Genomic DNA, 14153 nt, shown 5'->3' with positions numbered 1-14153 from the left:
ATAGTGAAGTGGTGTTTTCAGTTGTAAAGCGATTAATTACAGAACGTGAACAGATGAAGTGTTTGTTGTACCACTATCAACTAGAGCACCGGTTACCATAACAACGCGCTCGCCAGCGTGAGCTAAACCACTTGCTAATGCAGCTTCTTTACCAATACGGTAGAAGTCATCAGTAGACGCGATTTCATTAACTAACTGAGTGGTAACACCTTTAACTAACAGCAACTGACGTGCAGTTTCTTCGTTGTTTGTTAGTGCTAAGATTGGTGCTGTTGGGAAATATTTACGGATAGAACGGGCCGATTTACCACCGAAAGTAGCAACAACAATCAGAGGCGCATCTAAATTTTCAGCCATTTCAACAGCGCCACGACAAACAGCTTCTGTTACGCGTAATTTAGCGCCAGTTTGTTTGTAATCAAGACGAGATTGCATGATACGATCTGTACGATCACAGATTGTTGCCATGATAGATACTGCTTCTACAGGATATTTACCTTTCGCACTTTCACCTGACAACATAACAGCATCAGTACCATCTAAGATAGCATTCGCAACGTCACCTGCTTCAGCACGAGTCGGGCGTGGGTTTTTGATCATTGAGTCTAACATTTGCGTTGCAGTGATAACCACTTTACGCGCAGCGTTACATTTTTCGATCATCATTTTTTGTGCAAAGATAACTTCTTCAACCGGGATTTCAACCCCTAAGTCACCACGAGCAACCATAATACCGTCAGAGGCTTCTAAAATCTCATCGAAATTATTTAAGCCTTCTTGGTTCTCAATTTTTGAGATGATCATGATGTTTTTGCCACCGTGTGCATTTAAGTGCGCACGCATCTCTTCAACATCAGAACGTTTACGAATAAATGAGGCCGCAACAAAGTCAACACCTTGTTCGCAACCAAAGATAAGATCTTGTTTATCTTTTTCTGCTAATGCAGGTAAACCGATAGAAACGCCTGGTAAGTTAACACCTTTATTTTCACCTAAGTCACCGTTGTTTAAGACTTCACAAACAACTTCAGTATCAGTCACTTTAGTGACTTTCATACCGATAAGACCATCATCAACTAAGACGGTGTTACCTACGGTTAAGTCTTTTGCGAAACCTTCATAAGTTACAGCTACGCGATCTTTGTTACCTACAACAGTTTTGTCTGTAGTAAAAGTAAAAGTTTGACCTGCAACTAAAGAAACATCGTTGCCACCTTCTAATTTGATGGTACGGATTTCAGGACCTTTAGTATCTAATAAGATAGCCGCTTTTTTGCCTGTTTTGGCACAAACATTACGCAGATTTTTGATACGGTTGCCATGCTCTTCATAGTCACCGTGAGAGAAGTTTAGACGCATAACATTCATGCCTGCGTCCAGTAATTGATTCAGTTTTTCTTCAGATTCGGTTTTTGGCCCGATGGTGCAAACAATTTTTGTCTTTTTCATGGCAGTCTATTTAATGGTTGTCTTGTAATGGATGAATAAGGATAAATGTCGCTGTTTCCTATAACAGTATCAATGGCACAAAACGGAATATACCAACTCATCGCGAATAGATAAGTTGCGCAACATGTTAATAGTTCAGCAACATCATAAAAATCTTGTCACTATTTTGTATCAAAGGTTGGTAGACATCTTACATTATAGTCTATCACAATTCATTTGTTCTGTTTTCTAAAGATGCCCGTAAATCAATACGCTGAAACCTTTCAACAAAATTATGTTGCGTATTATAGAGGTTAATTTCTATGAAGAAAATCGAAAAAAGGTAAATTTAAGTGATGTGATCAAAATACAGCACTGACTGCTTGTTTTTTAAACGTTTTGTTGCGCAATAAATTTTTGCAAGTTGAATTAATTATTTTGTAGGGTAGGTAAAATGAGTAAAAAATAGGGAATATAGAGAAATGGTGCGTCCAAGTGGACTCGAACCACCGACCCCCACCATGTCAAGGTGGTGCTCTAACCAACTGAGCTATGGACGCACTGTATTGAGATGTTGTTGAAAATAAATGGTGCGTCCAAGTGGACTCGAACCACCGACCCCCACCATGTCAAGGTGGTGCTCTAACCAACTGAGCTATGGACGCAATATCTATTCTGGGTAACAACGGGGACGAATATTAACGAGATGATTCCATTCTGGCAAGAGGAAAAACACAAATTTATATTCAACTGCTCGTATTTAAAGCTATTTGTTGATATTTGTGTCATTCTCTTGCCAAATTAACCGTTTTGTTTAACGCTCTGAGCGTAATAACACCACTTCATCAGATTGGCGTTGGATCCACCAAATGCGAGAACCCATCATAATTGCAGATGCAGTTAAGCCAAGAATAAAGCCAATCCAAAAACCAGCAGGTCCCATTGCTTCAACAAAGTAATCCGTACGACCCAATATATAACCCGAGGGTAGGCCAATGACCCAGTAGGCAATAAAGGTAATAAAGAAGATAGAGCGAGTGTCTTTATAACCTCGTAATATACCTGAACCAATAACTTGCACTGAATCTGATAGCTGATAAAGCGCAGCAAATAACATAAGGTGAGAGGCCAATGTTACCACTTCAATATTATCGTTATACATTAAGGCTATTTTTTCTCTAAAGATAATAGAGAAAACGGCGGTACAACTTGCCAGCATTAAACCAACCGTAAGAGCAGTAATCGCCGAAATACGAGCCTGTTCAGTAGAGCGCTGTCCTAAGTTATAACCGACACGGATAGTTGCCGCAATTCCCAATGAGAGAGGGAACATAAACATCAAGGAACTAAAGTTTAGTGCAATTTGATGACTTGCAACGGCAGTAACGCCTAAAGGTGATACTAATAATGCAACAACGGCGAATAGTGTTACCTCAAAGAATAATGCCAAACCAACAGGTAGACCTAAAAAGGTAATCCGTTTTATCGTATGAAACTCTGGAAGCACGATACGTTTTACTGGCATTACATCTCGCTGTGTTGGTGCTCTGCGCACGTAATAACGCATCATCAAGAACATAGCCCAGAAAACAGAGGCAGTTGCAACACCACAACCAATACCACCTAATTGCGGTGCCCCAAATTTACCGTAAATAAAGGCGTAATTAACAGGAATATTAATTAATAAGCCAATAAAACCAATGATCATACCCGGTTTTGTTTTGGATAATCCCTCACATTGACTTCGTAAAACTTGATAATAAAGACAGCCTGGAGCACCCCACATAATGGCGTGGATAAAGCCAATGGCTTTTTCCGCCAATTCTGGTTCAATATCATGCTGTGCTTCAATAATAAATCGACTGTTATAAAGTATGGCTATAACCATAATTGATAAGAACGTCGCGAGCCAAAAACCTTGCTGAGTACGATTAGCAATATGTTTTCGCTGTCCAGAGCCATTTAATTGTGCAACGATTGGCGTCAATGCCATTAATATTCCTTGACCTAATAAAATCGTTGGTAACCAAATAGACGTGCCTACTGCTACTGCGGACATTTCTGTCGCATTTACCGCACCCGCCATAACAGTATCAACCACACCCATTGCCGTTTGGGAAAATTGCGCGATGATCACGGGGATACCTAAAGCAAGTAAGCTACGCGCTTCTTTTATGTACTTCTGCACGCATACACCTTTATTTATTATAAGAAAAAGGAAGGAAAGGAAGAGAACAAACGCCGTATTGTTTAAATGACGTAAAGAGATCCTCAAGAACGCATATTCTAATGATAAAAGTTTAATTAGCAACGAAAGAAGCTTCGCTTTTTAAACACAGGATTTTGATAATTTATTAGGTGTTTTTACGTTATATTTAATGGCGATAATCAACAAGGAATAAACACGATAATTGTTCCTTTGTATTAATAAGAGCTATGTTATTCTAATTAGCATAAGCCTAAATTGAGTTTACCAGTTTATCTACCCAAGGAGATGTAAGATGTTTACAGGTATTGTTCAGGGAAAAGGGCGAGTTATTGCTATAGAAGATAAAGGCGATTTTCGTACCCATATCATTGAATTACCGAAAGAGTTAGTCGGTAACTTAGAAACAGGTGCCTCTGTTGCGAATAATGGTTGCTGTTTAACGGTCACTAAAATTGAAGGTACGCACATTAGCTTTGATTTAGTGAAAGAGACATTGCGTCTTACTAACCTTGGTGAATTAAACGTAGGTTCTGAAGTTAATATTGAACGCGCAGCTAAGTACGGTGATGAAATCGGTGGACATGTGATGTCTGGTCATATCGTCACAACCGCTGAAGTTGCCAAAATTATTACATCAGAAAATAACTTACAGATTTGGTTTCGTATCTTTGATAAATCGTTGATGAAATACATTTTGCATAAAGGCTTTATCGGTATTGATGGCATTAGTTTGACTATTGGTGATGTTGTTAATAATCGATTCTGTGTTCACCTCATTCCAGAAACTCGCGATAGAACGACACTGGGTCGTAAACGTCTTGGCGATAAAGTGAATATTGAACTTGATCCTCAAACTCAAGCGATTGTGGATACCGTAGAGCGTGTTATGGCACAACAAGCAGAGCAACAAGCTTTATTAGCAGCACAGCAAAGTGAAAATGAAGAGCAATAATCACATTATTAATTATTAGTATTATTTGCATTAACTCAGATTAAAGAAAAAGCCAGTTGATTTATTAAACTGGCTTTTTTTGTCTTTAAGAAAAATCAACGAGGGATCTGTAAACCACCAATTTGCCCTTTAGGGCTTAACATGATTTGCCATAATTGAATATCTCTGGCTCGAAATGCACCCGCACAGGCATTCAGATAATAACTAAACATACGTTTAAAACGCGGTGTGTAATTTGATTCAATATCTGGCCAACAGGCTAAAAAACGCTGATACCATGCCATTAACGTTTTATCGTAATCCGCACCAAAATTGTGCCAATCTTCCATCACAAACTTACTTTCCATGGCATGTGCAATTTTTTGAATTGACGGCAAGCAACCATTAGGAAAGATATATTTACTTATCCAACTATCTACATTCACTTTATCGCGATTAGATCCAATGGTATGGAGTAAAAACAGACCATCTTCTTTTAAATTCCGACGAACGACATCAAAGTAAGTTGCATAATTTTTGGGGCCAACGTGTTCAAACATGCCGACAGAAACGATGCGATCAAATTGTTCATGTAAATCGCGGTAGTCTTCTAAAATGATATTAACATCAAGTCCTTCACATCGTGCTTGCGCTAATTTCTGTTGTTCAACAGAGATAGTGACACCAGTAACAGAAACACCAAAATGTTTTGCTGCGTAAGCAGCAAGTCCACCCCAACCACAACCGATATCGAGTAAAGTCATACCAGGTTTTAAATCTAATTTTCGGCAAATAAGATCTAATTTATGTTCTTGAGCTTGCGCTAAGTTATCTGCATCTTTCCAGTAACCACAGGAATATTGCATATTTGGATCAAGCATAGCTGTAAATAAATCATTACCGAGATCGTAATGCTCTTTACCAACCATCCATGCACGTTTTTGTGTTTGTAAATTAAAAAGGCGGGCTGTTGCAATTTTTAAGATATCACGCAGGTTTTGCGGAAGTTTATTTTCAAGACCTGCACGTAATACTTTATGAAAGAATATATCAAGTCGTTCACAATCCCACCAGCCGTCCATATAGCTTTCACCGAGACCTAATGAGCCTTGTTGCAATACTCTTTTATAAAAATTTTGATTGTGAACCTGAATATCATAAGGTTCTGAGCCATTGACTCGAATATCTGCGTGAGTTAATAGTTCTATAGCGATCCTTTCGTAAGGATCATTGGAGGTCTTTCGGCCTTCTTCTACACAAGATGTACTCATATACTCTCCGGCGTAAACTAAGCGGGTTTTGAGGCATAAAGTTAAGAAAGGATGTGCACAGATTGACAGTATTAAAATGATATTGTGTTCAATAGTGATTGAACGAATAGAATTAATAAGACGACTAATCTGACATAATCAGCTAATAATCTGTTTAATGCCTCAAAATCCGAAAGAAAAATAAATAAAACGCTATTACAACGTACAGGTAAGTATAGAGATGTGAATTGTTTTTCTCTAGAAAATAAAAGGGCCATTTTTTATAAAAAGGCCCTTTTAAGATAATTCTTAAAATAGAGAAGGTAATTATTCTACTGTTTGAACTGTGTGTTTGGTAACGGATTTATTACGCTGAATAAAGTAACCAACTGCCATTGGGAGTGCCGTTAACGCCATAATTGCGGTGGTGTTAATCAGAGGTTGCTGGCTGATAAATGCAGACACGATAAAACTTGCTAAGCTACAAAGACCCAGTTGAAGCGCATTTTGTAATGCGGCAGCTTTACCACTGATTTCAGGATAAGCCGATAAAGCATTAGAGACGGCAATCGGATAAGATGCACCATTCATTGCAGCCATAATACAGAATGGAATTAAGATCGTGGTTAGTGTTGGCTCAGTAAATTTAGCAACAAGATATAACGCAGTCATGCTAACGGCATAACCTATTAACAGAAGCGGTAATAATGTCTTACCCGTTATTTTTGACAGTAAAATACGACAACCATAACCGCCGACCATAAATGCAATAGTTTGTGGAATATAGCTTAAACCGATATCCTGTGGTGAATAACCCATCTTCTCAAGAATGATTGGTGAGCCAGCTAACCAAGCAAAGAAACCAGCACTACAAGAAGCGTAAACTAATACGTTACCTGTGTAGAGCGGAGATTTTAGTAAAGTTATAAATGAAGCAGAAGATTGATTTGCTTCTGTGACTGATTTTTGTTTAATGTTTTTTAACATTAATGTAGGTAGCATTAATACCAGCGTCACCGCCATTAACAGCATAAAAATCATGCGCCAGCCACCATGATTTAACAACGATGCACCGATTAAAGGCGCCAATGCTGGTGATAATGCAACGAGTGGCATTATTAGAGCAAAAACGTGCTGAGCGCGAGATTCATCAAAACGGTCAATAACAAGTGCTTGCCAAATAACAGCAGCAGAACAGACACCGAAAGCTTGTAGGAAGCGCATAGCAAGCAAGCCGGTTGCACTTTCAACCCACAGCATGCCAAGACAGCCTAAAGCGAAAAGACCTAAACCGATAAGAAGAATAGGTTTACGACCCACTTTGTCAGAAAGTGGTCCCCAAAGTAATTGAGCAACAGCAAAACCAAATAAGAAGATACTTAAGCTATTACTAATAGCACCTTCACTGATAGAGAGTTCACGTTGCATCATACCAAATGCAGGTAAATACATATCAATAGCTAAGTAACCTAACATACTCAAACCTGCTAGGTACACCATAAAGCTCATAGGTGTTTTTGATTGTGTGGATGTTTTAGAATTCATTTTGTTTTCTATGCTATGTGATGTAGAACATTTTAGGTATTGTAACGAAGACTTATTTTACTTGTGAAACGGGAATATTTGGTTAATGCTGTGAAAAATTTTCAAAGGAATAAATGCTATGTGGTCAGAATACTCTTTAGAAGTTGTTGATGCAGTCGCCAGAACGGGAAGTTTTAGCTCCGCTGCTCAAGAATTGCACAGAGTGCCCTCCGCTGTTAGTTACACTGTTCGACAATTAGAGGAATGGCTTGCTGTTCCTTTGTTTGAGCGTCGTCATCGTGATGTGGAATTAACTGATGCAGGTAAAATTTTTATCAAAGAAGCGCGATCTGTTATCAAAAAAATGAATGACACTCGACATCTTTGTCAACAAGTTTCTAATGGGTGGCGCGGTCAATTTAGTATAGCAGTTGATGGCATTGTTAAACCTGAAAGAACACAACAACTTATTCTCGATTTCTATCGCCATTTTCCTGATATTGAGTTGTATGTCTACCCAGAAGTATTTAATGGAGTGTGGGACTCTTTAGTGAATGGTCGTGTTGATTTAGCTATTGGTGCGACAAGAGCTTCACCGATTGGTGAACGTTATAGTTTTAGGGATATGGGATTTATGCCTTGGCGCTGTGTTTGCCACGTTGATCACCCTTTAGCTAAAGCACAACATCCATTAACGGATGACGAAATGCGACCTTATCCTAGTTTATGTTTAGAGGATACATCACGCAGTTTACCCAAGCGGGATACTTGGGCATTAAATAATCAACGTAGAATGGTTGTACCAACCTGGGATATGGGGCTTGAATGTTTATTAGCGGGATTATGTGTAGGGATGGTGCCTTGGCATCGTGCTGAACCATTGATAGCCCAGGGTAAGCTAGTTACTTTAACCCTCGCACAGCCATTGCCAGACAGCCCATGCTGTCTGACGTGGGTCGATAAGAGTGAATCGCCCGCTTTAACGTGGCTGTTAGATTATCTTGGAGATAGCCAAACCTTAAATGAGGAATGGCTTCGCTAGAAATCGGCGTTCTGAATAAGTCTTAGCGACGATAGTCGATAAAAGGACCATCAGCAACTGAACGGCGCTCGACTAATCGAGGGTGTACTTCGATTGTTTGAGCGTCTTCGCGTTTGTTAACAATGCGATCAAGTAACATTGATAAGGCCATCTGACCTAAGCGTTCTTTGGGCTGGTGGACTGTGGTTAATGCTGGGGTAAAATAACGTGCATTACGAATATTATCGTAACCCACAATTGAAATATCGAAAGGAACACGTAAACCTAGCTCATCAGCCGCACAGATTGCGCCCATTGCCATAACATCACCGCCACAAAAAACAGCAGTAGGGCGTTGTTTTTGATTTAACATTTGATACATCGCTTTATAACCTGACTCAGGCTCAAAGTCACCTTGTACAATCCATTCATCTTTTACTGTGATCTTGGCTTCTTCCATCGCTTTTAAAAAGCCTTGTAGACGACCACCACCAGTATTGCGTTCTAATGGCCCAGGAATAATACCAATATCACGATGACCTCGTTCGATAAGGTAACGGCCTGCGATATAACCACCATGAAAAGCGTTATCGATAATGGTGTCTGTAAAGTCGCCACGAGCTTTACCCCAATCCATGACAACCATGGGAATATTACGATAGCCTTCTAAAAGAGTCAGAAGGTGATCGGGATATTCAGAACACATCACTAATAATCCATCAACGCGTTTTTGTGCCAACATCGCTAAATAGGCTTTTTGTTTATCAAGATTATTATGTGAATTACATAAAATCAGTGTATAGCCTTTGCTATAACAACTGTTTTCAACTGCTTCAATCACCTCAGCAAAGTAAGGAGCTTCACTGGACGTGGCTAACAGGCCAATGGATTTGGTGTGATTAACTTTCAAACTACGCGCAACGGCACTAGGCGAATAATTTAATTCTTTTATAGCGGCCCAAACTGCTGCCCGTGTGTTCTCAGCAACAAAACGTGTTTTGTTGATCACATGAGAAACAGTCGTGGTTGATACGCCTGCGCGTTTTGCCACGTCTTTTATTGTTGCCATGGTGTGGAAAACTCCTGACCTTCATTGGTCTCTTTTATCTAATTTTGTGGTTTAACTGCCAGTATAGTCATACATAGGGCAAACACTGGCAATAATTTAGCGATTAGCTATGAATTTTGTATGATCTAGCTCAAAAGTGAAAGTATTAATCAATGTTATAAATTGTGCACTGGTCGCTATTTTAGCAAATTTTGATATGTGATAATATTTAACCATGGTAAGGTTATGGTTAATAACGTGTATTATAATCATATTGAGGGAGATATAGATGGATACGGATCTGAAATTTGGTTTGAGCACAGCAGTCGCAGCGCTTGTTATGATCGTTTTATTTTCAACTATGTTGTTCTAATCACTGTTTTATAAAATATCCGATCAATTTAAATAATAGATTATCGAATATCTGAATATAACAAAGGGCCCAAGGCCCTTTGTTATTTTGTCACCAAAAATGAATTGCAATCACCCACCTTTGATAATCAAGCTCAATTAAGCTAGGTTAGCTTCAACAAATGACCAGTTAACCAGAGCCCAGAACTCTTCTAAGTATTTAACACGCGCATTGCGGTAGTCGATGTAGTAAGCATGTTCCCATACGTCTACAGTTAACAGTGGTTTATCTGCACCTGAAACGGGGGTTGCTGCATTAGATGTGTTAACAATAGCGACAGAGCCGTCAGCTTTTTTAACTAACCAAGTCCAACCAGAACCGAAGTTTTTCGCCGCTGCATCGTTAAATTGCTTTTTGAACTCTTCGAAAGAGCCAAATGCTTTGTTGATAGCATCAGCAATTTTACCTGTTGGTGCGCCACCTGCATTTGGTGCTAAACAGTTCCAATAGAAAGTGTGATTCCATACTTGGGCTGCGTTATTGAAGATCCCGCCATCTGTAGATTTGATAATTTCTTCTAAAGATTTGTTTTCTAAATCAGTGCCTTTAACCAAGTTGTTTAAGTTGGTTACATAGGTTTGGTGATGTTTACCATAGTGGTATTCTAATGTTTCTTTAGAGATGTGTGGCTCAAGAGCATCTAACGCATAAGGTAATTTTGGTAATTCGAAAGACATTGCGTACTCCTTTATACTATCTATTTCGGGTTTTGTGCCTGAAATCATTTCATCATAATCATCTGAATTGATAAAATGAGGCAAATGAATTACTAAGTTGTTACTATTTTGCTAATTATTTTAACAAAAATCTGCTGAAATAACAGCTAAATATCTTTTATCTATAATTATAAGCCATATAGATTAGTAATACTCATAAGAGTATATCCCGCGAGGTGACTCGTAAAGTAGTAAAAATTGACAGTAATAAAAGAAAATAATTTTGCTTTTTTCAAAATATTTCTTTGAATTGCTTATTCTATAATAAGCGTATACATCATTTTCACCACGACTAAAAATAGAAATAATGCAAATATTTGGCGAACTCTTAGTATGGGAAGTCGATAAGCAACTTTAACACCGACTGGTGCGAAGAGTACGCTAGTAATGCTTATTCCGATAAAGGCAGGTAAATAGATAAAACCCAAGTAATAATCATCAATATTTGTTTTATTCCAGCCATAGACAATCCCCATCGTTGTGCCTATTGAAGCAATAATGACACCAATCATAGAAGAAGTTGCAATGCATTTACGTGTATTAAATCCCCAATGGCTTAAAAGAGGAATGGTAATCGTGCCACCAGCAATACCAATAAAACTGGATATAAAGCCAATTAAAGAGCCGCCACGGGTTAAGGTTGGTTTTGAAACTATGGGATCTTTTACATTTTCAATACGTTCAGATTCTTTCTTCTTAGTTAATAACCCATAAATGGTATATATCATGAAAATACAGAACACGATCTGTAAGAGCGTGTTTGACATTTTTTGTACCAGAAAAGTGCCTGCAAGCATACCTATGATCGTGCCGAGAGATAATAAGGGAAATTGCTCCCACAAAATAGCTTTGTGTTTGTTATGAGAATACGCAGAAGATGCTGTGGAAAATATGATGACAGAAAATGAGGTAGATAAGGCAATTTTCATTACCATCTCTGTTGGGATAGCTTGTTGACTGACCACATACATCACCACCGGAACAATGATTGCACCGCCTCCAATGCCAAGTAGTCCAGCAAAAAAGCCAGTGATACAACCCACTAAAAGAAACAGCAAAATCATGTCCATAATTAATACTCACTAGGATTTATAACAAACCCATTTATATACATTAGATCCTTTTTGGAGGGTAGCAATTCATGTAATTAAACCATCGATTCGAGTACTGAGTATTTTCTCAATCGAAATAAAAAGCCTTTTCACTGAAGCTTTTTATTTTTGTTATGCATGATCGAATTAATTATGCGATAGACACATTCATAAATATCTTTAACGTATTAATTTGCTTTTTATGTTTTATTTTATGTTTTCTTATCAACAGGATCGTGATTTAACAGCAACCTATTGTTTTATATTGATAACTAAACTTATATAGAGCTTTCCGATATAAAGTGGTATTCTTCTTCCATGTTTTCCCCATATAAAGCATATCGAATTTAAAAGGTTGTAAGGACTTACGAATGACGACTATTGAAAAAATTGAACGCCAGATCAATGAAAACCCAATTATTTTATACATGAAAGGTTCACCAAAATTACCAAGTTGTGGTTTTTCTGCTCAGGCAGTTCAAGCTATCTCTGCTTGTGGTGAGCGTTTTGCGTATGTTGATATCCTACAAAATCCCGATATTCGTGCAGAATTGCCTAAATATGCACATTGGCCTACCTTCCCACAATTATGGGTAGATGGTGAATTAGTCGGCGGATGTGACATCATTTTAGAAATGTATCAGCGTGGTGAATTACAAAAATTATTAAAAGAGACTGCTGATAAATACCGTGGTGAAGAAGAAGCACAATAATTGATTTTTATTGTTTCCTAGTGGAACGTATAAAATTATTAAGGTTTTAATAAGAAAAGCCAGTTCAGTAATGAACTGGCTTTTTTCTGTTCTTCATATGGTATTTGTGAAAGTTTCAAGGTGTTGGAAGTGGCCATCCACCGAGTTTTTTCCAGCGATTAACTAATTCACAAAAAAGTAATGATGTACGATTAGTATCATACAGCGCACCATGTGCTAGTTTGCTATCAAAAGGTATTCCTGCGGTGATGCATGCTTTAGCTAAAATAGTTTGCCCTAATACTAATCCACTTAATGCTGCTGTATCAAAAGTGGCAAAAGGGTGAAAAGGGTTTCGTTTCAACTTTGCACGTTCTGCTGCGGCCATTACAAAGCTGTGATCAAAATTTGCATTATGCGCCACAATAATAGCACGGTTGCAATCAGCATCTTTCATTCCTTTGCGTACCATCTTAAAAATTGCATGCAAGGCTTCATATTCACTGACTGCACCACGAAGTGGATTTGTTGGATCAATGCCTGTAAATTCTAAGGCGGCAGGTTCTAGATTAGCACCATCAAAAGGAGCGACATGAAAATGTAGCGTGTTATCAGGTTTTAACCAACCTTGTTCATCCATTTTTAATGTAATAGCGGCAATTTCAAGTAAACCATCTGTTTTTGCATTAAATCCACCTGTCTCAACATCAATAACAACAGGGTAGTAACCTCGAAAACGGTTACAAAGCTTATTGGGATTATTTATTTCAGGCATCAAATTGTACTTATCCGATAAAAAGAAAATATCGGAAATTAATAATAAGCAAGGACCAGAAAGATAAATGAGTTATCTCTCTGGTTTAAATAAAAATTAGTTACCTAGTGCGTGACTTGCACTTTTATTTTCGATGAGTTCGATTTTATACCCATCAGGATCTTCAACAAAGGCAATAATAGTTGAACCTCCTTTTACTGGGCCTGCATCGCGGGTAACATTACCGCCCGCTTGACGAATAGCTTCACAAGTTGCAGCAACATCATCAACACCAAGTGCAACGTGCCCAAAAGCTGTTCCCATTTCATAGCTATTTACGCCCCAGTTATAGGTTAATTCAATAACCGCACCCGTGCTCTCATCACCATAACCAACAAAAGCTAACGAGTATTTATATTCCTCATTCTCGCTAGTGCGTAGAAGTTGCATACCTAAAACTTTGGTATAAAAATCGATAGAACGCTGTAAATCGCCTACACGAATCATGGTATGAAGTACTCGCATATAAACCTCTCGTGTTTTTTAATGATTAAACCCCACAGATAAACTGATGGCGCAGTACTATAGCGCGTTAGAGACCTAAAGTTCAATTTTACTACGCTGTTAACAGTTCAATCGGTGTATTGTGCAGATAATATCTCTATTAACTATACTCTATAGTAACAAACAATAGGGGGGGAAAATCAAATGCAAGATCAATTAGAATTTTTTGATATTCCTAGCCCTTGTATTGGACGTTGCGAAATGAATGCACAAGGCTATTGCATAGGGTGTTATCGTAATCGACAAGAACGATTTAATTGGTCAACAATGGGCGCACAAGATAAAAGAAATATATTACGCCTTTGTCAACAACGTTATTTAAGAACGTTAAAAAAGGCAAAACTGACAATAGAAAAAGAGAATGAACAGCTTAATTTATTTTAAATATTCAACTTATTTTTTAATATTAAAGTAATAATTAAATATTATTTTTATTCATTTTTGTTATTTATTATAGTTAGTTGGTTTATTATTTTTTCTTTATTAATATAATTATATTGATTAAAAAGATAT

At 37.9% G+C, this 14153-nt stretch carries 14 protein-coding genes and 2 tRNA genes; 5 read left to right on the top strand and 11 right to left on the bottom strand.

All coding sequences use genetic code 11. The annotated features are described in order from the left end of the window. Positions 1–36: 36 nt before the first annotated feature. The 4 genes from pykF to GWI97_RS04745 form a co-directional block, all read right to left on the bottom strand. Entirely contained in the window at positions 37–1449 is a 1413-nt protein-coding gene (pykF, locus tag GWI97_RS04760) for a pyruvate kinase PykF (protein WP_036937271.1), read from the bottom strand. 462 nt (positions 1450–1911) lie between these two features. Then, positions 1912–1988, bottom strand: a tRNA-Val gene (locus GWI97_RS04755). Positions 1989–2016: 28 nt separating this feature from the next. After that, positions 2017–2093, bottom strand: a tRNA-Val gene (locus GWI97_RS04750). 149 nt (positions 2094–2242) lie between these two features. Then, a complete protein-coding gene (locus GWI97_RS04745; RefSeq protein WP_036937266.1) occupies positions 2243–3616 on the bottom strand; it encodes an MATE family efflux transporter in 1374 nt (457 codons plus the stop codon). A 313-nt stretch (positions 3617–3929) separates the two neighbouring features. Here GWI97_RS04745 and GWI97_RS04740 point away from each other — a divergent pair, with 313 nt between their 5' ends. Then, on the top strand, positions 3930–4589 hold the full coding sequence (locus GWI97_RS04740; RefSeq protein WP_087802516.1) for a riboflavin synthase subunit alpha: 660 nt from the start codon (positions 3930–3932) through the stop codon (positions 4587–4589). A 95-nt stretch (positions 4590–4684) separates the two neighbouring features. Here GWI97_RS04740 and cfa read toward each other — a convergent pair whose 3' ends face one another. Both cfa and punC read right to left on the bottom strand, forming a co-directional pair. Beyond that, positions 4685–5839: a cyclopropane fatty acyl phospholipid synthase gene (gene cfa, locus GWI97_RS04735; protein ID WP_036937262.1), complete on the bottom strand. Its 1155-nt coding sequence runs from the start codon at positions 5837–5839 to the stop codon at positions 4685–4687. 306 nt (positions 5840–6145) lie between these two features. Further along, positions 6146–7363, bottom strand: a complete 1218-nt coding sequence (punC, locus tag GWI97_RS04730; protein WP_036937260.1) for a purine nucleoside transporter PunC — start codon at positions 7361–7363, stop codon at positions 6146–6148. A 118-nt stretch (positions 7364–7481) separates the two neighbouring features. Between punC and punR the strand changes: the two genes are divergently transcribed. After that, on the top strand, positions 7482–8384 hold the full coding sequence (punR, locus tag GWI97_RS04725) for a DNA-binding transcriptional activator PunR (RefSeq protein ID WP_036937258.1): 903 nt from the start codon (positions 7482–7484) through the stop codon (positions 8382–8384). A 22-nt stretch (positions 8385–8406) separates the two neighbouring features. On the opposite strand, the gene purR is transcribed toward punR, so the two are convergent. Next, positions 8407–9432, bottom strand: a complete 1026-nt coding sequence (purR, locus tag GWI97_RS04720; protein WP_036937255.1) for an HTH-type transcriptional repressor PurR — start codon at positions 9430–9432, stop codon at positions 8407–8409. 268 nt (positions 9433–9700) lie between these two features. Between purR and cydH the strand changes: the two genes are divergently transcribed. Then, positions 9701–9784, top strand: coding sequence for a cytochrome bd-I oxidase subunit CydH (cydH, locus tag GWI97_RS18570; protein ID WP_103004765.1), 84 nt, complete (start codon positions 9701–9703; stop codon positions 9782–9784). A 137-nt stretch (positions 9785–9921) separates the two neighbouring features. Here cydH and sodB read toward each other — a convergent pair whose 3' ends face one another. Beyond that, positions 9922–10500: a superoxide dismutase [Fe] gene (sodB, locus tag GWI97_RS04710; RefSeq protein ID WP_036913209.1), complete on the bottom strand. Its 579-nt coding sequence runs from the start codon at positions 10498–10500 to the stop codon at positions 9922–9924. A gap of 293 nt (positions 10501–10793) precedes the next feature. Next, entirely contained in the window at positions 10794–11609 is an 816-nt protein-coding gene (locus GWI97_RS04705) for a sulfite exporter TauE/SafE family protein (RefSeq protein WP_036937253.1), read from the bottom strand. 392 nt (positions 11610–12001) lie between these two features. Here GWI97_RS04705 and GWI97_RS04700 point away from each other — a divergent pair, with 392 nt between their 5' ends. Beyond that, positions 12002–12343, top strand: a complete 342-nt coding sequence (locus GWI97_RS04700; protein WP_006537039.1) for a Grx4 family monothiol glutaredoxin — start codon at positions 12002–12004, stop codon at positions 12341–12343. 115 nt (positions 12344–12458) lie between these two features. Here GWI97_RS04700 and rnt read toward each other — a convergent pair whose 3' ends face one another. After that, complete coding sequence (gene rnt / locus GWI97_RS04695; protein WP_036937250.1) at positions 12459–13097, bottom strand: ribonuclease T; 639 nt, start codon at positions 13095–13097, stop codon at positions 12459–12461. A 96-nt stretch (positions 13098–13193) separates the two neighbouring features. Beyond that, positions 13194–13601: a lactoylglutathione lyase gene (gene gloA / locus GWI97_RS04690; RefSeq protein ID WP_036937247.1), complete on the bottom strand. Its 408-nt coding sequence runs from the start codon at positions 13599–13601 to the stop codon at positions 13194–13196. A 183-nt stretch (positions 13602–13784) separates the two neighbouring features. Here gloA and GWI97_RS04685 point away from each other — a divergent pair, with 183 nt between their 5' ends. Further along, the gene (locus GWI97_RS04685) at positions 13785–14024 is read left to right on the top strand and encodes a DUF1289 domain-containing protein (RefSeq protein ID WP_036937245.1); all 240 of its coding nucleotides are present in this window, start codon (positions 13785–13787) and stop codon (positions 14022–14024) included. Positions 14025–14153: the final 129 nt, after the last annotated feature.

This window comes from Proteus sp. G2300, assembly GCF_009915965.1.
GTDB classification, from domain to species: Bacteria; Pseudomonadota; Gammaproteobacteria; order Enterobacterales; family Enterobacteriaceae; genus Proteus; species Proteus vulgaris.
Note: the sequence above shows the minus strand (reverse complement) of the source record. Positions and strands in the feature narration are given on the sequence as shown.